The 21651-nt window shown below is 45.1% G+C and carries 12 protein-coding genes and 2 pseudogenes; 2 read left to right on the forward strand and 12 right to left on the reverse strand.

The window, feature by feature from the left end:
* A pseudogene (locus tag RIM23_RS20555) lies at positions 1 to 110 on the forward strand (IS200/IS605 family transposase); the annotation flags it as partial.
* Between the two features lie 21 nt (positions 111 to 131).
* Here the strand turns inward: RIM23_RS20555 and RIM23_RS20560 are convergent.
* A pseudogene (locus tag RIM23_RS20560) lies at positions 132 to 389 on the reverse strand (phospholipid-binding protein); the annotation flags it as partial.
* A gap of 267 nt (positions 390 to 656) precedes the next feature.
* Between RIM23_RS20560 and RIM23_RS20565 the strand changes: the two are divergent.
* Positions 657 to 1619 (forward strand): glutaminase, encoded by a 963-nt coding sequence (locus tag RIM23_RS20565; RefSeq protein ID WP_446368954.1) that lies wholly within the window; start codon positions 657 to 659, stop codon positions 1617 to 1619.
* A gap of 179 nt (positions 1620 to 1798) precedes the next feature.
* Here the strand turns inward: RIM23_RS20565 and RIM23_RS20570 are convergent, their stop codons facing one another.
* From RIM23_RS20570 to RIM23_RS20620, 11 genes are all read right to left on the reverse strand, one after another.
* The gene (locus tag RIM23_RS20570) at positions 1799 to 2923 is read right to left on the reverse strand and encodes a THUMP domain-containing class I SAM-dependent RNA methyltransferase (protein ID WP_446368955.1); all 1125 of its coding nucleotides are present in this window, start codon (positions 2921 to 2923) and stop codon (positions 1799 to 1801) included.
* 38 nt (positions 2924 to 2961) lie between these two features.
* Entirely contained in the window at positions 2962 to 3750 is a 789-nt protein-coding gene (locus RIM23_RS20575) for a DNA-binding response regulator (RefSeq protein WP_446368956.1), read from the reverse strand.
* 131 nt (positions 3751 to 3881) lie between these two features.
* A complete protein-coding gene (locus RIM23_RS20580) occupies positions 3882 to 6536 on the reverse strand; it encodes a tetratricopeptide repeat protein (RefSeq protein WP_446368957.1) in 2655 nt (884 codons plus the stop codon).
* A 262-nt stretch (positions 6537 to 6798) separates the two neighbouring features.
* Positions 6799 to 7380: a transposase gene (locus RIM23_RS20585; protein WP_446368958.1), complete on the reverse strand. Its 582-nt coding sequence runs from the start codon at positions 7378 to 7380 to the stop codon at positions 6799 to 6801.
* Positions 7381 to 7799: 419 nt separating this feature from the next.
* A complete protein-coding gene (locus RIM23_RS20590) occupies positions 7800 to 9140 on the reverse strand; it encodes an erythromycin esterase family protein (protein ID WP_446368959.1) in 1341 nt (446 codons plus the stop codon).
* A gap of 17 nt (positions 9141 to 9157) precedes the next feature.
* Positions 9158 to 9820, reverse strand: coding sequence for a phosphoribosyltransferase (locus RIM23_RS20595; protein ID WP_446368960.1), 663 nt, complete (start codon positions 9818 to 9820; stop codon positions 9158 to 9160).
* A 263-nt stretch (positions 9821 to 10083) separates the two neighbouring features.
* Positions 10084 to 12669, reverse strand: a complete 2586-nt coding sequence (locus tag RIM23_RS20600; RefSeq protein ID WP_446368961.1) for a PAS domain S-box protein — start codon at positions 12667 to 12669, stop codon at positions 10084 to 10086.
* On the reverse strand, positions 12620 to 14128 hold the full coding sequence (locus tag RIM23_RS20605) for a CBS domain-containing protein (protein WP_446368962.1): 1509 nt from the start codon (positions 14126 to 14128) through the stop codon (positions 12620 to 12622). Before RIM23_RS20605 ends, RIM23_RS20600 begins: the two co-directional genes overlap by 50 nt.
* Positions 14129 to 14209: 81 nt before the next feature.
* Positions 14210 to 19771 carry a PAS domain S-box protein gene (locus RIM23_RS20610; protein ID WP_446368963.1) on the reverse strand — a complete coding sequence of 1854 codons (5562 nt, stop codon included), beginning with the start codon at positions 19769 to 19771 and terminating at the stop codon, positions 14210 to 14212.
* Between the two features lie 92 nt (positions 19772 to 19863).
* Positions 19864 to 20085 carry a hypothetical protein gene (locus tag RIM23_RS20615; RefSeq protein WP_446368964.1) on the reverse strand — a complete coding sequence of 74 codons (222 nt, stop codon included), beginning with the start codon at positions 20083 to 20085 and terminating at the stop codon, positions 19864 to 19866.
* 213 nt (positions 20086 to 20298) lie between these two features.
* On the reverse strand, positions 20299 to 21357 hold the full coding sequence (locus tag RIM23_RS20620; protein WP_446368990.1) for a YihY/virulence factor BrkB family protein: 1059 nt from the start codon (positions 21355 to 21357) through the stop codon (positions 20299 to 20301).
* Between the last annotated feature and the right edge of the window lie 294 nt (positions 21358 to 21651).

A 21651-nucleotide genomic window follows, 5' to 3' on the forward strand; every position in this document is an offset into this window, starting at 1 on the left:
GTGTTTTATGGACAGGCGCTTATTTTGTCGCTAGTTGTGGCGGTGTTACCATTGAACAGCTAAAAGTCTACGTTCAAAGCCAAGATTGTCCGGATTCATCCCATCGCTAAAAGCGAGGGTCTTCTCCGGACGCTAAGATAAAGAGTATTGATGTCATCTAGATCAGGGTCTTCATCAAAGGCTAAAGCTACCCGCTTCGCTAAACCACTTTGGTCATATTCTCCATTTAAACCAAGACGTTCTGGAGGAGTGGTGGAAAGTTTAGTCGTTGCTGGAGCTTGAGCGGTTTTGGGGCGACTGGCTACAGATGTAGGCTGCTGTTGTGTTGGAGGATTTACCTTTGCTTCTTTTGGCTTATCCATGCCAAATAGTCGTTTTAACCAACCCATATTCTGTTGAACTCCTATTATATTTGCCTATTGAGTTAATCATTATCGGTCAAACCTAGGAGTTAGAACATCTATCAATAAGGATATTTTGGTATTATAACTATCGCCATAAAGGTACAGATTGAGAGCCGACAACAGTAGGTATCAGCAAGAACTCATCTGCCTTATGCCTTATGCCTTTTGCTATATGAGTCACTCACCTGGAAAAAAGGAAAAATCTTGATCAATCTAAGTTGAATTGGGGATAGCATGACTGAAAAAAATAAGATGTCTCACCCTATCAGTGACTGGAATAATCCGCATCGTCATCAATCTTTACTGAGACTATCCGCACTGACTCAGGATCAACTCAATCCCTTAATCGTTCAGGCAAAAGTACAATGTCAAGGGGGACAACTACCCACCTATATCCCGTATCTGGCACAGGCAAATCCAAGTTGGGTGGCGGTGCAGGTACAGAGGATTCAGGGTAAGGGGGTGGCGGCGGGTGATATCCGTCGTTCTTTTCCGTTGATGAGTGTGATTAAGCCGTTTGTACTGCTATTTTTGCTGGAACAATTGGGGATAGAGGCAGTATTTTCTCAGGTGGGGATGGAATCGTCTGATCAGCCATTCAATTCCTTAGCCCAACTGCAAGCTGATGGGGGAAAGCCACGCAACCCAATGATTAATAGTGGTGCGATCGCACTCGCTGGGCGTTTACTGGGTAAGGATGCAGCGTCTCGTTGTGAAACCCTGCGCCAGTGGCTGAATCAGCGATCGCAGTCTGGGTTATTTTTAGATGAGGCTATGTTACAATCGGTGCGTTCTCTCCCCAATGAACGGAACCACGCGATCGCGAATTTATTAGCCGCCTCTGGTTATCTGGATCACCCAGAAATCGCCCTGGATACCTACAATCACGTCTGTTGTTTATCGGGAACGGTGAGGGATTTAGCTCAACTGGGGATGCTGCTGGCGCAGGATACGAGCATGATATCACCTCAACACCGCCATATCGTCAACGACATTCTGATCACCTGTGGATTGTATCAAGCCTCCAGTCGCTTTGCGGTAGAGGTAGGATTGCCAACCAAGTCAGGGGTAAGTGGGGCGATGGTTTCTATCGTACCCTCTCAGGGTGCGATCGCTTGTTATTCTCCGGCGTTAGATGAGACGGGTAATTCTCAAGCAGGGTTGTTTATTGTGCAGCAATTAGCGCAGGGTTTAGAGTTGAATGGTTTGGGTTAAATTTCAGCATCGGAATGATATTTTTTTTAACGCAGAGAGACGCAGAGGTTCGCGCAGAGGTTCGCAGAGGGGTTGTAAGTGTTTTGAAATTGTTGGAAATACTAGGTTAGTCGTCTTTAGACGACTTTAGCTTTTGGTTCCTTGGGTTTTAACCTAAGGCGGGTTAATGGAACTTAGTATTAATACAGTTCATATTTTAAAAAGGTGCAAGGAATAGAACCGTTATATACGGGAATTCTACGGGATGGTTTTAGTCCTACGCGCTTTGCCAACTGCTTATTTCCTGTTAAAATAAATGCTGTCCATCCTTTAAAGCGTTGTTTAAAGATATCCCCTAGTAATTTATATAAATCTCCCAGTTCTTGAGGATTCCCTAAACGTTCTCCATAGGGAGGATTGCAGATAATTATCCCGCTATCGGCTGGGGGTTCTAGCTGGGAAAGGTCTTGTTGGATAAAGGTGATGTGGTTTAGAATGCTACAGTGTTGGGCATTACTCCGGGCTTGGTTAAGGATATCCTCGTCGCGATCGCACCCCGTAATCGGTGCAGCTAATTCCTGGTGCTGACAGGCTTTTGCCTCTTTGAGGAGTTGTTGCCAAAGGGTGGGATTAAAATCTAACCACCGCTCAAATCCAAACTGTTCTCGAAATAAGCCAGGGGCAATATTTAAGCTGATTAAGCTGGCTTCTAGGGGTAGCGTTCCAGAACCACACATTGGGTCTAATAAAGGCAAATTCGGATGCCATTCTGCTAATTCTAAGAGTGCGGCGGCTAAGGTTTCTTTCAGGGGAGCAAGTCCCATGGCGGGTCTATATCCGCGTCGATGTAGACTAGTTCCTGAACTATCTAAACTGAGAATACAACGGGTTTGATGAATGTGAACATTGACGAAAAGGTCAGGCTTTTCTATGTTTATACTAGACCTTTTACTAAACTGGCTACGCTGTTGATCGACGATTGCGTTTTTCACCTGCAGGGCGGTAAAGTGGCTATGGTTAAGCTGGTTATTCTTTCCTGTCGCATTCACGGCTAAGGTTTGCTGCGGTTTCAGGTATTGCGCCCAAGGAATGCTTTGTACCCCCTGGTAAAGTTGTTTAGCATTTGCACAAGGAAATTCGGCGATAACGACGAGTACCCGGAAAATTGTTCTCGCCCACAGATTCACTCGATACATTAATGATGTATCGCCCTGAAAATGTACGCCCGCAAAATCTGGATGCACTTCCTGCGCCCCCAGGCGTTCAAGTTCTTGCGCCGCAATGGGTTCTAATCCACGGGCTACTGTGGCAAAGTAGTGATTCACGTTTTAGGGTTTAATACAACGTCTATCGATTCTGTATTTTATAAAAGCTCCTTTAACAAAGATTTAGGTAACAATGATTCAGTCAATGACTCAGAGTTATCAGAATCATCAAATAACTTGGTCATGTAATCATAGTTACCCTCACCGACATTTTTGTTCAAGATGTTGATAATCATTTCTGAATTATCGTAGGGACCGCTAATATAAAAGGGTTTGCCATTGCGACCCAATTGAATTTTGGGTTGACCACTCCACTTACCTAAATGCTGTCGCGATCGCTTAAAATCTCGATGGGGTTGAAATCCTAATTGTTCGGCATAGTCTACTGCACTATAAACTAGGGATTGGGCTTGTTCTAGGGTGATTTTTTGATGTCCTTCGGGAAAGCCGCGATAGGCATAGTCTAACATCTGTTTATATTCAACTGAATTCAGTTGACGCGGACCCATGGTATCTTTGACACCGAGACACCATACGTCTAACAGGTAAGTACAAACGGTGAATCGGTCATATTTGGGTTTGCGGGTAATACAGACTAAGGCTAAACCTCGGTCGATATTGTCTTCGGTTTCTTGGACGGGTTCAGTATTGTCATGAAGATAATACTCAGCACAACTGGCGTTGACGAAGCATTCAAAAACTGGATCTAATTCTCCTGATGCAACACGGGCAAGTTTGGTTTCTTCCGCCTGTTCTTTGATGTAGGCGGTGACTTCAGTCGCCCGTAATCCTAGTTTGCGAGCAATTTGTTTCGGGGTTAAGTTGCGATCGCGTAATTCGGTGATTTCTTTTTTTTGTTCGGGTGTCATAGTTTTGTCATTAGTCATTCGTCATTGGTCATTTGTTAGATTGATAAATCAGGGCGGGTTTTGTTGAGCAGTGATTGGTAAGAAGCTACCGCTAGTTCCTAAACCCGCCCCTACAATTGTGGTTAAACCCGCTCCTACAGTTATACGTTTCATTGTTCAATCAACCTCCAGAAGCGATCATCCTCTGCGATCGCGTCCAAGTCTAAATCTGTTCTGGCTTCCTCACGATACGCGGGATTGAGGGCGATGGCTTTTTCTAGGTTATCGATACTGAAGTGAACCTGATGTTGTTGAGCATAGCCGATAGCTTTCTGATAAAAAGCTGGGGCATAATCGGGTTGAATGGCTAATGCCTGATCATAACTTTCTAACGCTTCTTGATTGCGTTTTAACTTGAGTAACATATTCCCTTTGTATGTCCAAGCTTTATGGGAATCTGGTTTGAGTTCAATCGCCTTTTCAAAAGACGTTACCGCCTCCTCATACCGTTCCAATACCGCCAAAGCTAAGCCGCGATTAAACCAAGCCACGCCATCATCCGGTTGCACTTGTACCGCTTGATCAAAGGAATTAAACGCCTCTTGGTGTTGTTGCAGTGCGCCGAGTACCACTCCCCGATTTACCCAAGCTTCATGGTAATCGGGTTTGATTTCCAACGCCTGCTCAAAGGATGCGATCGCATCCTCCCGGCGTTTCAATCTCCCTAGCATCATTCCCCGATTTAGCCATGCTTTGTAATCATCAGGCTGGATTTGAATCACCTTATTGAACGTCACTAACGCCCCTTCAAAGCGCTGTAATTCCCGTAAAGCTAACCCTCTATAATACAAGGTATCGGTGGCTTCTGGGGCGAGTTCCAATCCCCGATCCAAGGATGCGATCGCGTCTTGGTAGCGTTTTAATTCCCATAAGGCGACACCGCGCTGATGCCATAGATTCGCGTTATCGGGTTGTAGTTCTAGGGCTTGATCATACCGTGCGATCGCCTCTTCATAGTCACCTTGAGCAAATAAATTATTCCCTTGATTAATATAGTCCTTGACATTCAAGAAAAACTCAGGATGATTCTCATTCAATCGTTCCAGTTGTTCCGTCAGGGGTTGGATTTGTTGCAGTACATCAGATAAGGCAGATTCGGCAATTTCCGTGGGCGTAATCTCTGCTAATTTTTGCAATATTTCCTGTTTTTGCCGTTGAGCATCGCTTTGAATATCGGTTAACTCATCGCCTAACATAGACTCCAATTTTTCCAGGCTTTGGAACGCCTGATCTTTTCGCTCTTGAATCGCCGACTGGAATTGAGAAAATTGATTAGTAAACTCGCTTTGGATTTGACTCAAACTTTGCAGGGTTTGAGCGCGGTTTTCTTGTACTCCCGATTGAGTGGTTGAAAGCTGACGGGTTACCTCCTGCTCCAATTTTTTCAAATTCCCCAAGGTTTGATCAATCTCTCCTTGAATTTGCGATTGGGATTGTTCCAGGTGGCGCGTAACTTCTTGGCGTAAGCGTTCCACATCTGCAAAGGCTTTCCCTTGCTGCTGTTGCGCCTTTTGTTCCGCTTCCGTTTTAATCTCTGTCAATTGGGGTGAGAACTCTGAGGCGAGGCGTTGCAAATTCTCTAGAATACTCTCCCGTTCTTTTTTCGTGGTGGTTTGCAGTTGGGTTAATTGCTGTTTAAACTCCGTTTCCGCCTGTTGCAAGTTCTGTAAAATTGTCGCTTTTTGTTCGTTTAGTGACCCTTTCACTTGGTCAAGCTGGGGTGTAAACTCCTTCTGGAGTTTTTCTAAGTTCTGGAGAATCCTATCCCGTTGTTTTTGTGCCTCGTTTTGCAGTTGAGTTAATTGCTTGCCAAACTCCGTTTCTGTTTTTTGTAAGCGCTGGATAATCGCCGCTTTTTCCCCTTGAGCCGCCTGTTGCAGTTTGGAGAGTTCCGGGGCAAATTCGGCACTGAGTTGTTCTAAACTCTGGAGAATTCCATCCCGTTGGCTTTGGGCGTGGTTAAAGAGTTCCGCCAGTTGATTGCTAAACGCCGTTTCTGAGTTTTTCAGGTTTTCCACAACCCGATCTTTTTCGGCGTGGGTATCCTGTTGCAGTTTCGCCAGTTCCGGCGTAAACTGGGCGGTTAATTGTTTCAGGTTCTCCAGTGTATTGGTTTGTTCCGATTCAACGTGAGAACGCAGTTGGGATAAATGGTGGGAAAACTCTTCATCGGTTTGAGCCAGAGCTTTTTGGGCGTCTTTAATATGGGTGTTTAAATCCCGCAGTGCTTGTTGTTGAGATTCCGATAGTTCACTCAGAAGCTGGGATGACTCTTTTTGCTTCATGCTAATATCTTCGTAAAAGTCATCGGCTTCTCTATTTAAATCATTAGCTAAATCTTCGGTACGTTCCAGAATCGCTTGTACCTGTTGATTCGCCTGGTTAATTTTCCCTTCCAAGTTGGTTAATTCATTCAGATGCGCTCTCACCAAATCCGCCACCTCGCGAATTACCGCCCGTCGCAACAGGAATAAGCCAACAATCGCCGCAATTAACAGCAGCGCTAAGACGGCTAGGAGGACATTAAACAAGGTGGTGGTGCGACTAAAGGCGCGATTTGCCTCCGCCTGTACTTGTTCTTGGATACGCCGCTGCTGTCGCAACCGTTCCAACTCTTGTTCCTCGGTATCGGAAAGCACTTGAGATAGTAACGCATCTTGGGCGATGGCTTGAGGCTGGATAACGCCAACAGACAATAGGATTGTCGAAAAGACAACTGCGCTTAACGATAGGAATGTCAAAGTCACCGAGTTTATGAGCTTCATCAGAACGTCCTTTGCCTATTGCTCTCCCATTGCCATCTGATTTCTAACCTTACCTCAAAATCAGGTTTGTCGTTGCGCTTTAGCGCCGACTGCACGAATGGTACTGACTGGCATGGTGGTGGGCAGTGCCCACCCTACGGTATATCAAGGGTTTCGGCGATCTAAAACCGCAAAGTTTCAGTGCCATTAACCTTTATCAAGAAATTGGGCGGTTAAATGTAGGGATACGGCAATGCCGTGCCTGTTAAAATTGCCGTGTCCCTTAAAAGGGAAGATCAATTAGAATATTCTGATTTTTGGGATAATGCTGGGGGTTTTCTGGATCTTCTGCCCAACGCCCAGGATTTTCTTTAATATAGCGTCGGATAGTCTCTAACGATTTTTCATCTCGGTTGATGTGTTCGTAAAAATTACGTTGCCAGATTAAGGATGTATGTGTTGTATTGCCGAGGAGATTAATTTGTTTGGTGACAGCCGCTTTATAGGTACGAATCACCGTAGGAATCGAACCGCGCACTGGTTTGCTAAATGTTTCAGTTGTCTGATTATCGCCCGGTTGTGCTGGAATTGGGGTGTCACAAATCACTAAAATACCATGTAAATGATTCGGCATAACCACAAAGACATCTAATTGAATATGAGTAAAATGATCAGGAATAGCTTGCCAGTAATTAAAGGCGATATATCCCAAGGAATTCAATCGCATTTTCCCCTTCACCACATCACCAAATAAACATTGCCGCGCTTTGGTACAGATCGTAATATAATAAGCCCCAGGTTGAGTGTAATCGTACCCTTTGAGACGAATAGAACGGCGGTGGTGTTTGTCAGGGTTGTATGACATGGATCGAGGGCGATCGCGAATTGTTAATTGTTTTTATCCTAACAAGATACAGCACGATATTAACAGGGCATGGCAATGAAAGAGCCCCTACGATAATCCAGGGATAATTGATTAGGTAGGGATAAGATATCATCATATCCGTTTATATTTGCCAGACACATTATTCTTGTAGGGGCACGATACCATCGTGCCCTTTTTAATCGGGAAGACAGGATATCATTGTGCCCTTTTCAATCGGGAAGACAGAATATTATCGTATCCTTTTCCATTCGCCAGACACGTCAACCTGTGGGCGCACGATATTAACAGGGCATGGCAATGAAAGAGCCCCTACGATAATCCAGGGATAATTGATTAGGTAGGGGCACGATATCATCGTGCCCTTTTTAATCGGGAAGACTTACCCATCCGGGCTAAAATCACACGCCCATAGGGAAGGTTTCAGGTACTTCACCTCGATCCCATTCAGGGGTGCGTTCTAAGGGTTCGACGGCGCGAGTCTCGTCAAAATGGATCATCGCATCAAACTGTTCCGGTAATCGCGCCTGGAAATAATGGCTGATGCGCTCAGTTTCGGGCAGATAAATCACGCCGATCGCACGTTCTAAACGAGGCTGATGTAACCCTTGCACGGCGGGGTTTTGCTCCTTTAAGTTTAGCCAAAAACGCGGCTGTCCGGTCTGATAAAACAAGGCTTCATAACTTTCCGGTAATGCCCGACGCACTTGCTTGCGTTGTGCCGATGCACCCCAATTGGATGCGGCGGTAACGGTTCCGGTGTAGGTACTAAAGCCAATTAAGAAGGCATCGCCCTCATATTGCTGACGTACCAATTGACCGACATTAAGTTCCCCAGCCGCGCCCATATCGGTGGCTCTGGCGTCGCCGAGGTGGGAGTTATGTTCCCAAACCACAACCTTCGTGGGTTGACCCTGTTGCTCAAAGTGAGTCACTAATTGGTTCAGGGTTTCCGCCATGTGGCGATCGCGTAAATTCCACGAAGAAATCCGACCCCGAAACATGGAACGATAGTATTGTTCGGCGTTCTTAATCAACCGGGCATTCTGTTCGGCATAGAAGAACTCATCCTCTGGAATACGCCCATCTCGTTGTGCATAATCCGCCGCACGGCGTTGTAATTCCACCAGTTGATCAACCACCTCATTTTCACAGGGTTCACCCCTACCAAAACTGGTGGCGTACCCATAGCTTTGGGTATCTTCGCCAAAGTGATCGAAACAGGAGTAACGGTAACGCGCATGGGCGGAGGCTTCTGGATCAACTGTATCTAAATACTTGAGAACGGCTTCAATTGAAGTATATAAGCTGTACAGATCTAGCCCATAAAAGCCTGCTTTTGTGGCATCCTTCGGTAAGGCATCATTATACTCTCGCAGCCAACCGACAAAATTTAACACATCTGTGTTGCGCCACATCCAAGTGGGGAAGCGTTGGAAATCTGCTAAGGCGTCGATACCATCTGAATCATCACTAACACCTCGAACATAGCGATTAATCCGATAAGCATCGGGCCAATCGGCTTCAACAGCGACGGCGGTGAATCCCTTTTCTTGGATCAGCCGTTTGGTGATTTGGGCTCGTTGTTGATAAAATTCGTGGGTGCCGTGGGATGCTTCGCCGATGAGGACAAAACGAGCATCACCAATCTGATCGAGTAGTGCCTCATAGTCTGATGATGTCCCGGAAATAGGATGTGCGGCTTGACGCACAGCATCAGTAAGTTGAGTTTTGGTAGGCATAATCTAAGTCCTCCTAATCATCGAGTTGAACCAGCTATTTGTTGACTGGCTGAGCGCTCCATTAAGTCACGCACTTCTTGGTCAGTGGTTTGGTCAAAGTTGTCGTACCATAGACCTACTGCGTAGAACGGTTGGGGTGTTTCACTGCAGATAATTTCGTCTACCTCGACTTGAACATCCTGGCAGGTTTCTGGCGCAGCAACGGGGACAGCAGCAATGATTTTTTTCGGGTCATGCTGTCGCAAGGCAACGGCAGCGGCGTGCATCGATGCCCCTGTGGCTAAACCGTCATCCACCAAAAGTACAGTGCGATCGCGCAATTCTAGGGGAGGACGATCCCCTCGGTAAGCCTTTTCCCGCCGTTCTAATTCTTTTTGCTCTTTCGCCGCCACTTGCTCAATCGCTTGCTCCGATACCCGCAGCGATCGCACGACGTCCTGGTTTAAGATACGGGTTCCACCACTCGCGATCGCGCCCATTGCCAGTTCTTCTTGACCTGGTACACCCAGTTTGCGAACCAACCAAACATCTAAAGGGGCATCAAGTCCTCTCGCTACTTCATAAGCCACAGGTACACCACCACGGGGTAATGCCAGGACAATCACATCGGGGCGGTTGGCATACTCTTTGAGGTCGCTGGCGAGTCTTTGACCTGCTTCTTTTCTATTTTTGAAACGCATAATTATCCCAAATTGTCAACAATTTCTAGACCACTAATTCAATCAGCGAATTATAGCAGTAGACACATCAATTAGGACAAACGAACCTTTGTAGAGACGCGCCATGGCGCGTCTCTACTCATCCTGATTTTTAATTAAAAGGGGGTTGAATCCTGAACAGACGGCTTAATTATTGGTTTAAGCTTCTATTAGCTTAGATCATTAGATGCAATAAATTCTTCAACCTACAGATAGATACCTGAACACCCCAAACCCTAGCTAATTTACTTCGCAAGATCCATTTCATTTAAGCAGATTTCTCTTGGCTGTTGCGATCGCGGTTTAAGCGGAATCTCGATCATGAATGTTGTTCCTTTCCCTGGAGTAGACAAACAACTGAGTTGCCCCTGGTGTTTCTCAACGATAATTTGGTAGCTAATGGATAAGCCCAAACCCGTACCACTGCCTACAGGTTTTGTCGTAAAAAACGGATCAAAAATTTGCGGTTGCACCTCCTCAGAGATGCCAATTCCGTTGTCAGTAATGCAGATCTTCACAATATCGGTCTGCTGGCTTCCGTTTTTCGGGGGTCGTTTTCGGTTAGCACCAGCTACTTCGGTGCTGATCCTAATCACCCCCGGTGACGAGTGACTGTCTATGGCGTCGATAGCATTAGCCAGTATATTCATAAACACCTGATTCAATTGATTCGCATAACAGGTTACTTGGGGCAGTTGACCATACTCTTTAATCACCTGAATTTCCTGTCGATTTCCGGGCTTTTTGAGTCGATGCTGTAAAATGAACAGCGTGCTTTCTATCCCTTGATGAATATCCACCGACTTCAGTTCAGCTTCATCGAGTCGAGAAAAGTTTCTCAGGGAAAGAATAATCTGATGAATCCGCTCCGCCCCCTCTTGGATAGAATTGAGCAGTTTATGCCAATCTTCTCTGACAAACTGTAAGTCAATGGCTTCTGCTATCTCTTCAAGGGTTTCCGGGGGATTGGGATAAGTTTCTTGATAGCGATTAATTAACTGAATCAAATCGTTAAAGTATTGACGACCAATAGTAATATTGCCAAAAATAAAAGAAACTGGATTATTAATTTCGTGAGCAATTCCCGCGATCATTTGCCCCAGACTCGACATTTTTGCCGTTTGCACAAGCTGGGATTGGGTGCGTTTTAATTCTTCGAGAGTGCGTTGGAGTTGATGCGCTCTTTCTCGTTCTCGTGCTTCAGATTGTCGCAAAGCGGTTTCAGCTTTTTGGCGCTGGGTGATATCTAAAGCCGTTCCGAAGAGTTTAATTATCCGATACTGCTGATCAAAAATGGGTTCAATTCTCACCTCAAGATGCCGAACTGTCGTCCGATTTATCGGTAAAATCTGAAACTCTAATTCGTAGCAGAGTCCTTGCTCAATGGCTTGCTTGACGATTTCTTCAAATTGAGAACGATCATCGGGATGAATAAAGTCAAGGAGTTGTTGATAGGTTGGTTCTGTTTGATTTGGTTCCAGACCAAAAATGCGAAACAGTTCGGCTGACCAGATAATTTGACTGGTGAGAACATCAAATTCCCAGTTGCCAATGTGGGCAATTCGTTGAGCTTGAGCTAGATTTTCTTCCGAGAGGCGCAGTTTTTCTTCCGCCTGTTTGCGCGTGGTAATATCAATGCCAAAGGATTGAATTTCTAAAATATGTCCTTGTTCATCCAGAATCGGTTGATCAGTCCACTTAAACCAATGGAGTTTACCCTGATGAGAGATCATGATATGTTCGGAGGTTTCTGGACATTCATGGTTGACTAGGGATTTGACAAAATCCCTGATCTGGTCTTGAATATAATCAGGCAGTAATTCTAAATATTTTGTGCCAATCAGTTCAGCTGAAGACTTGCCAAAAAAACGACAGTAAGACTGGTTGACAAAGGTGAGGGTGGTATCCGGTTTCCAGCGACAGACGAGGACTTGTTTCTGAAATTCTACCAGTTCTCGATACCGGATTTCGCTTAAGCGTAATGCTTCTTGTGCTTTTTGACGTTCTGTGATGTCACTGGCTGTACCCGTTACACCGACAACTTGACCTTGGTCATCAACCACTGCGATCGCGTTGAGCAATAATTGAATCGGTTCCCCGGCTTTGGTTAGATGGGTGGTTTCATATTGGAACACAGACTGTCCCTGAAGTAAACACTTAAAAAGATTAACATCCGGTTCCAGGCGTTCCGGTGACAGGAAATCGGTAAACGAACGTCCCAGCATTTCCTCTGGAGAATACCCATAAAGGTGTTGTACAATCGGATTAACAAAGGTGTAAAACCCATACCGATCAACCGACCAAATTAAGTCTTGTGACGCTTCAACCAGATGGCGATATTTTTTTTCACTCTCACTCAGAGCAATTTCTGCATGGTGGCGTTCCTGAATTTCTTGTTGCAGTTGGATATTTTGTTGGGCTAGCTGCTGTTGTAACCGTTGTAGGCGTAATTGATTCTCAACCCTGGCTAATACTTCTTGCACTTGAAACGGTTTAGTAATGTAATCGACGCCACCGACTTCAAAGGCTTTCACCTTATCAAAGGTTTCATTCAAACCACTTAAAAAAATTACCGGAATGTTTTGGGTGATCACAGAGGCTTTCAACTGTTGACAAACTTGATAGCCATCCATGTCCGGCATGACAATATCCAGTAAAATTAAATCGGGGGGACTGTTCGCAATAGATCTCAGCGCCAGTTTACCATTGGGTATAATCCTGATTTTGTACCCTTGCTTAGTTAACATCTCGGTTAACAGGTGCAAATTATCCGGGGTATCATCAATCGCTAGTATTGTCCCTTTGTACAAAGGAATTGACTCCAGAGTCATCGTGTTCATCAGTAGTTGATTTGGTCAAAGCTAATAGCCGTTCAAACTGAAATTCATGAGCTAAAGTAGAGAGAGAATTGGCTAAGAACTCATCGCGATCGCGAATTTCCTCGATCAGGCTCAGCATCACATCAAAATCTCCTTCAATTGTGGCTTGATGGAACGAGGTTTGCCAATCCCTGGGTAAATCAGCCAGATCCTTTGGCGTCAAGATAATGGTTACCGGGGAGGCAGGCACCTTCGGTAGCACCTCAGACAGCTCAAAATTAACTTCATTGTACGGAATATGAGTGGACTGAATTTTGGTTAATTCCAACAAGTTTTCCAGCAGTTCGAGCAAATGCTTACCAGCACTAGAGATGATCCCTAAATTTTTCTGATCTTCGGGGGAGAGGGATTTTGAACGGTGCATCAGTTGAGAAAAACCGAGAATCGCGTGGAGTGGTGTTCTAAATTCATGGTTTAAATTGGCTAAAAAGGCACGTTTAACTTGGTTAGCGGCGGTGGCTTCGTCTTTGGCTTGTTGCAGTTGTGCTTCTAACTTGCCATATTGGCAGAGTTTTTGCTGCAATTGCTCATTGAGTTGACTTAACTCCTGGGTTCGCTCATCCACTTGTTTACGCAGAAGTTCAATCGTAGCATACAGTTCTAGGGGGTTTAGCGCTTCTATGATCGTACTTTGGGTGATGATTCCGGCTAGTCTTCCGGCTTCATCTACAACCACTAAACGGCGAATTTTGTGGCATTTCATTATTTCATTTGCCAGCATCATTGAATCACTAATTTTAATCGGGATTAGGGGATTACTCATCACTGCTTTCGCCGGAGTCTTAGCGAAATCAATCCCCCTATTTTTAAACTGAATAATATCCCGTTCTGTAATAATTCCTACGGGAACAATATCCGCTTCGTTTTGAGTTTCAGTAATCACGATGCAGCTTTTATGATGGGTAACTATTTGCTGAGTAATTTCGAGTAATGACGCTGTGGCTTCATTCTGAATCACCTGAGAAGTCATTACATCCCCCACTTGTTTGAACTTCAATAAGTCAGTCGGTTGAACAACCTCTCGAATGGTTTTAGGCGTAATTACTCCAATAATTTTGCTCTGTTGATTGATTACAGGCAAATGACGAATATGATGCTGGCGTAGCAGGGAAATAATCGAAAAAACGCCTTGATCTTGGTCAACGGAAACGGTAACCGGATCAGGAGTCATCACGGCTTGAATCCTTAAGTTTTCCAGGGGTATCTGCTGGGCAGCGATGCGGACAAAATCCCGTTCCGTGAAAATACCCACTAACCGTTTTCCTTTGACGACTAAGGCATAACTCCTCTGAAGTTCATTGAGCGAATTAATAACGTCCGTTACCCGCGTCTGGGGAGTAACTATCAGCGGATTGCGATCAATAGCTTGTGATTGGGATAGTTGTTTTAAAAGGGGACTGCTGGATGACATTTTTTGCATTTATTTTTTATTTAGGGGTAAGGATTCAGGGAACAGCGATCTTTTTCCCTTCCCCCTTCCCTTTCCATTAACTCATAATTTATCAGTTATAGTTGACCAAGGTTCGGTTAAATCGAGTAATCGTTCAAACTGGAAATTCTTAGCCAAGTGAGCAAGAGTATGGGCGAGAGTATTATCCTGAGCCTGGATTTGATCAATCAAGCTTAACATCTGCTCAAAATCTCCCTCAAGGGTAGCTTGGTGCAACGATGCTAACCAATCAATAGGCAGGATAGCCAAATCATCAGATGTTAAGACAACTGTCTCCGTTTGCCCGGTATTTTTTTCCGGCTCGTCACAGATAAAATTGACTTTCAGATGTTGGCGTATGGCGGCAAACAAATCCGATTCGTGAAACGGCTTAGCAATGAAATCCGTGCAACCCACCTCTAAGGCTTTTAACCGTTCTTCTTCTATTACACTAGCACTTAGGGCAATGATTATTGGGGAACAGACGCGCCATGGAGAGACGCGCCATGGCGCGTCTCTACACTGTCGAATCTCTTGGGTAACAGCGTAGCCATCCATTCCCGGCATCCGCAAATCCATTAAAATTAAATGAGGTTGCCAATTATGCCAAATCTCAATCGCCTCTTTACCATTACTAGCCTCTTGGAGTTCAAAGCCCAAGGGATTTAGCAATTGCATCAATAGTTGACGGTTTTCCACTTGATCATCCACAATCAAAATCCGATAGTGGGGTTGATTGGGTGCAAGGGCAATGACGCGACAGGGAGTCGTTTGGGCTGTGCTGGGAGTGACATCGATTACCTGGGCTTGAATATCAAATGTAAAGGTTGTACCCAGTCTAACTTGACTTTTCACCGTGATTTCTCCGCCCATAAGTTGAATAAACTTGCGCGTAATCGGCAGCCCTAAACCTGTTCCATTCTGGGATTGGACTCCACTTTGGCTTTGCACAAAGGCTTCAAAGATACTCTCTAATTCATCAGCCGCAATACCGCATCCGGTATCTTTGATTTCAAAATGAAGGGTTATTTTTCTGTCTAAACTGTTCTCATGTCCTTCTACCTCTCTTCGGTCATTTCTCCTTTGTGAGGCAACATTCACAACCACACTTCCTGCTGAAGTAAATTTAATCCCATTACTCAGGAGATTAATTAAGACTTGGCGTAACTTAATCTCATCGGTTTGGATGGTGTGGGGAACATCAGCCGCACAGTTAAAAGCCAATTGTAAGCCATTTTCATCTGCCTTGAGTCGAAACATATCTTCAACTTCACGCAACAGATGATGCAAGTTAAATGTGGTTTCATTCAGGGTAATGCGTCCCGCCTCAATTTTAGATAAATCTAAAACCTGGTTAATTAGTGTCAGTAAATGTTCTCCACTGTTGTGAATAATCCGTAGATTGTCTTGGTACTGGCGGGGAAGAGTGACACTATTACTCATCAGTTGAGCAAACCCCAAAATAGCGTTGAGGGGACTTCGCAATTCATGACTCATATTTGCCAGGAATGTGCTTTTTGCCCGGTTAGCTGCATCGGCGGCTTCTTTTGCCTCTTGTAAGGCGATTTCAGCTAATTTGCGTTCGGTGATATCAGTATTCGTACCAACCATGCGGATACCCTTTCCTTGGGCATCTCGGATGGCTTGTCCCCGCACAATAATCCAACGAATTGAGCCATCTTTGTGCAGCATTCGATGTTCAACTCGGTACTCTGGAGAAACTCCCGCTAAATGTGCATCGGCGGCGGCGAGGACAACCGACTGATCATCAGGATGAATATAGGTTGTCCAATGGTTCAAATCATTGGCAATTTCTGCCTCGGTGTAACCGAGAATTGCCTTAATTGTGGGGTCGATATAAAATTCATTAGTCTGTAGATTCCATTCCCAAACTCCTACCTTTGCCGCACGAGTTGCTAACTCATAGCGCTGTTCACTCTCTTGTAATGCGGCTTCTATCTGTTGGCGTTCGGTGATGTCTGTGGCGGTACCCAAAAGCTGGGTAACCATACCGTCAGCGGTTCTCGCAAAGGGGGTTTCTCGACCCAAAAGCGTGTGCCATTCTCCATTAGCATCTCTGACTCGGTACTCGATTTCAAAGATTTCTCCATCGGCGGCATTTTGAATTTGTTGGAAATAGGCGGGTAATCGAGCTAAATCCTCTGGATGGATGAGGGTAGGTAGAATGTTTTTACCCATGGCATAAATTTGTTCTGCAGTATACCCTAAAAACGCTGCCAGTTCCCGGTTGGCGTAGATATTGCGTTGTTCAGTTAAATCGAAAATATATAAAAGATTAGGAGAGGCTTCGGCAATACGTTGAACAAAATGCTGACTTTCTCGTAGTGCAGCTTCGGCTTGCTTACGTTCAGTAATGTCGCGAACAATACAAATTGTTTCTCCTCCGGGTAATAACGTGATCGAGACTTCATGGGGAAATGTACTCCCGTCACGGCGTAACCCTTGGGCTTCAGTGCGACAATATCCCTGCTGCGATAATAATGGTAAAGAATCTTCTAGCAGTCGTTGATATTCCCTCGCCTCGTACAGCGCCTGCCAATTTTGACCGAGGAGTTGGGTAGCGTTATCATAGCCAAAGATTTGGGCGTGCGCCTGGTTAAGAGAGACATACTCCCCCTGCTGATTCAAAATCCCAATCCCATCGGTAGCGGCTGTCATCGCGGCGGCTTGCAACTGTAAAGTTTTCTCAACCTGTTTGCGATCGCTAATATTAAAGCTAGTACCAATCAGTCGGTAAATTCGCCAGTTGCTGTCTCGCAGAGGGGTTAAATTAGTAATCCACCAGGTTTTTTGTCCCTGAATCAGCCGACATTCTTCATAGGTAATCTGTTCTCCCGCCTCAACACAGGTATGATACCGTTCAGACACCGCCTGTGCCACTTCTGGAGTGAAGGCTTCTTGGGGAGTCTTACCGCTTATTTGGGAGGAAAGAAGACCTGACATCCGTTCATGGGCTGGGTTAATGCTAACATAGCGAAATTCACCCAATTCTTGAACATCAACGATAAAGACAGCCGCTTCAATTCCGTCGTAGATACTGCGTAAAAACGCTTCTCGTTCTCTCAGGGATTTCTCTGCTCGTTTGCGTTCTGTAATATCCTGCACGACAACCATACCCGCAATAATTTCTCCAGTATCATTTTGCACTGCCCGAGTTTGCACCAGATGAATACAATTCCCATAAGGGATTTCCAGAGTTTGTTCTATCCCTGCTAAAGCGTTGCGATACAGGGGTTCAACCATCGCACATTCCGAGTCGGATAAAGCCTCCCAAATGGTTTTTCCTTCTAATACATTTCGGCTATATCCTGAGCCTGAGGAACCTAACCCTTGACCATCGGCGACTAAATAACGTAAATTATGATCAAACAAGAAAATTGCCCCATTGGGGAAATGTTTTGCCATGGTACGGTAGAGTTGCTCACTGTTGCGTAATCCAACTTCTGCTTGTTTGCGTTCGGTGATATCAATTGCCGTACCAATCACCTGCTTAACGGTGCCATTTGGAGTTCTAGCGAATACAGTCTCCCGCCCCCATAGAGTATGCCATTTCCCTTGGGCATCCTGCATCCGATACTCTAACTCGAAAATTTCCCCATCCGCCGCATTCGCTAACTTTTGCCATTTTTCTGAGACGATAGTGAAGTCATCGGGGTGCAGTAGGCTGGAGATAAAATTCTCTCTCATGGCTTGAATTTGTGCGGGTGTATAACCCAAAATGGTAGCAATTTCTTGATTGCTGTAGATATTGCGATTTTCGATCAGATCATAAATATATAAGCAATAGGGTGAAGCCGCCGCAATCTGTTCGATAAAATGTTTACTTTGGCGCAGTTGTTCCTCCGCTTGTTTTTGAGTGCTAATATCAATACTCACACCCACATAGCCGATGGGATTTCCTTGGTGATCTCGAATTAGGGTATTGGTGGCATAAACCGGGAAGGTGCTACCGTCTTGGCATTTAACCGTGAATTCCCCCTCCCAATAACCATTTTCTTGAACACCCGCTAAAGTTTCCTGCGCCAGGGATTGATCTTGGGGAAGTACGGTAACATCAAGAATGGATTGACCGAGTATGGTTTCTGGGTTGAGTTGATATAAACCCTGGGCAAATTGATTGGTGTAGATAATGGTTCCGGCTAAATCTGTGGCAATGACAGCGTTACTGACTTGATCCAGTAGAGAGGCTTGCAAGGCAATTTGTGCCTCAGCTTGCTTGCGTTGACTAATGTCTCGGATAATAAATAGGGCTTCATTGTCCCCAGTTACCACAACCCGCACTTCTTCATAGTGCAGCTTACCCTTACTCCAATGATGCTGTTCATAAATTTGGGTTTCTTCCCTTAGCAACGCCTGATGTAGATGGTACAGACAGGTTTGGGCTACGTCTGATGGCAGACAGTCGTGGATGCTGCTACCAATGCGATCGCAGGTTGGGTAAATTAAGTCTAGTCTATCCCCAGGAGCGATATAATCGGTGATCATCCCATCAGCCTTGAGCCGAAACATTAAATCAGGAATCGCATCGATAATCCCTTGATTTCTGGCTTCACTTTGGCGTAAGGCGATGTCTGCTCGTTGGCGATCAATGGCTGTTGCTAGGATATAGGCAATTCCTTGGAGAAAGTGAACATCATCCTGATTAAATTGGCGGGGTTGTGAGGTATATACGCCCAAAACTCCAAAGGGTTGAGCGCGATCGGGAATAATCACACTAATACCGCTAATTATCCCCTGATCCTGCAACAGGCGTGAACCCCCAAACCGAGTCTCTGTGCGTAAATCTTCAAAAATAACGGGTTCATTGTGGGGTAGAATATAGCCTTCTGTGCTAATTGTGACGTGACTCACTAATTCCCCTTGCCAGCCTACCGCAGCTTTTAGGAATAATGTCTCCCCATCGGGTAAAAGTTGTAACACTTTGGCATAGTTTACCTCCAAGGTTTGAGCCAGCAGAGTTACGGCTTGATCCATTAGCTCAGATACATCGGTTTCCACTAATGCAGTTTGTCCAAATTGAGCAATTGCGGCTTGTTGGCGGGCGCGGATTTTCAGGGTTGCTTCGGCTTGTTTGCACTCGCGACTACCCGGTGTCTGTGCCGCAATTTGTGGTTCTAAACTCTGATTATAATCGGCTAAAACCCGCTCAGCCTGCTGACGTTGAGAGATATCAGCAAACGCCGCGATCGCATGAGTCAGATTTCCCTGACGATCATAGATTGGGGCGCCCCAGGCTTCTAGGGGAATGGTGCGATCGCGGCGACAGATTTCCATATCATCCACTCGTACCCGTTTCCCTTGTAAGGCTTGCCATAAGGGATGGCGATTCTGGGGATAAATTTGATCAGTTCCCGCCTGATAAATCCGATAGGTTTCCATTAATTGATCCGCCGCCATTGACTCAACCATTCCTTGACCGAAAACTTGCTCGCCGGTTTGATTCACATAGTAAAGTTTACCATCAGCATCTGACACAAAAATACCCATAGGTACAGCATCAAGAAGCTGTTTTAGGCGATGTTCACTCTCTTGGAGTTGGGTAATTAATACGGCTTGGTTTAATCCCTGATTCATTTGATCCAGTTGTGCTGTTTTTTGAGTCAATTATTCGTCTTGATGATACCGTCGCCGGGCTTCTTTCACCCTTAGGTGTAAGTCGATGCTTTCCTAAGGTTTACGGATATAACGATATAAGTTTACCGAGTTAATCCCATAACCACTCCCGCCCAATCAGCTTGTCTGGTGAGCATAGTTTTCCGGGTAGCGGGAGAACGTTGATAGATGCACGTCAGCAGTTCATCTGGGAGCATGTCACCTTTGTAGGTTGGGTTGAGGAACGAAACCCAACTCCAGGGAGAGCCAGTTGGGTTTCGTTCCTCTACCCAACCTACTTGAACGTTCTGTGCTGTCCCTGACATGCTCCCGTTCATCTCCTCTCTTCCCTGAGATAAAGTAGTCAGCCATAACGACGGCTACGTCACCACCCTCCTCTAGACTATCAGCAAAAACCGTTAATGCTTCTGCCCCACTTGCCGTCACTTCAATGGAGGCATTTTCCCCGAAAGCCGCTTAGAGTAAGGATTTTGCCATTTCTTATTGACATTAAGGTTTAAATGCCGAACCGCTTAATCCTACTTTTCCTTTTCTTTTTTATTTAAGCCCATTTTTCGGGCTAAATCATTGTAGGCTTTCAACGCTTTAGCCCCCGGATTACCTGACTTTTTTGTCGCGGAAGATTTTGGTGAATTGCCTGAATTTTCTGCGGCTTTTTTTAAGGTTTCTGTCCGAGCAATTCCTTGTTTTGCCCGCGCTTCTTCAGTGAGTTGAATTGCATGTTTATCGGGAACGATTTCTGCCCCAAATTTTCTCGCATAAACTTGAGTAAATTCTGCCCCCAGAAAAAGGATTTGGGCTGAATAATAAACCCAGGCGAGAAAAACCACTAACGAACCCGCTGCACCATAGGTTGAGGCAAAACCACCCCGCCCTAAATACATGCCAATTAAAGAGTTACCAATTGTGAAAAGTATGGCGGTGATAATCGCCCCAATCCAGACATCACTCCAGCTAATTTTAACATCCGGAAGAAACTTGTACATCATCGCAAATAGCAGCGTGATTACACTCAGAGAAAGCCCCCAGTTTAAAAGTGACCAAAGAAATTCCATTCCCAAGAGTAAATCACTGGCATAATTAATCACCGCCGATAAGACGGCACTGATAATCAAGGAAACTAAGAGTAAAAAGCCAACCCCCAGCACAATAGAAAAGGACAATAACCGTTTCTGTAAAAAGCCTTTAACTGGACGTCCCGGTTTAGGTTGTACTCCCCAAACCGTATTCAAGGCATCTTGAAGTTGGGCGAAGACTCCCGATGCACCAAAAAGCAGAACAATAATACTGATAATGGAGGCAATATTGCTAATATTTGGTTGATTAGCATTTTCAATTGCCGTTTCAATCACCTTAGCCCCCTCAGTACCAACCAACCCTTGAATTTGCTGGACAATTTCCCCCCGCGCCGCTTCCGGACCAAAAATAGAACCTGCGATCGCGATCGCGATAATTAACAGCGGTGCTAAGGAAAACACTGTGTAATAGGCTAAGGCGGCGGCTAAACGTGACGCTTTATCCTCTTGCCATTCTTGAATCGTTTCCTGAAATAGTTCTCTAATAATCTTAAAATTCATCACCATGACTCCATCACTGATTGGCATCAGCACATCAACTGGCTAAACCGTACAATTCTTATAAAATCTTCAGGCTTCCACCTACAACCCCCTAAAGACAGAAATTAGACCTATACTGGATTTATAATGGGTTCACCTTAATTGATTTTGACTGGGCGGCAAACCTCAACTATGGATTTTAGTCAAGAGTTGTTAAATAAGCTTGACACAATCGTCAAGCATTGGATTGAAGCGGTTCGCTCTGATGCAGAGATGGAGAGCGCCAAACAATGTGGGTGTAACCCCCATAAAAGG

Origin of the sequence: Coleofasciculus sp. G3-WIS-01, assembly GCF_040223135.1 — a bacterium.
In the GTDB taxonomy this organism is placed as follows: Bacteria; Cyanobacteriota; Cyanobacteriia; order Cyanobacteriales; family Coleofasciculaceae; genus Coleofasciculus.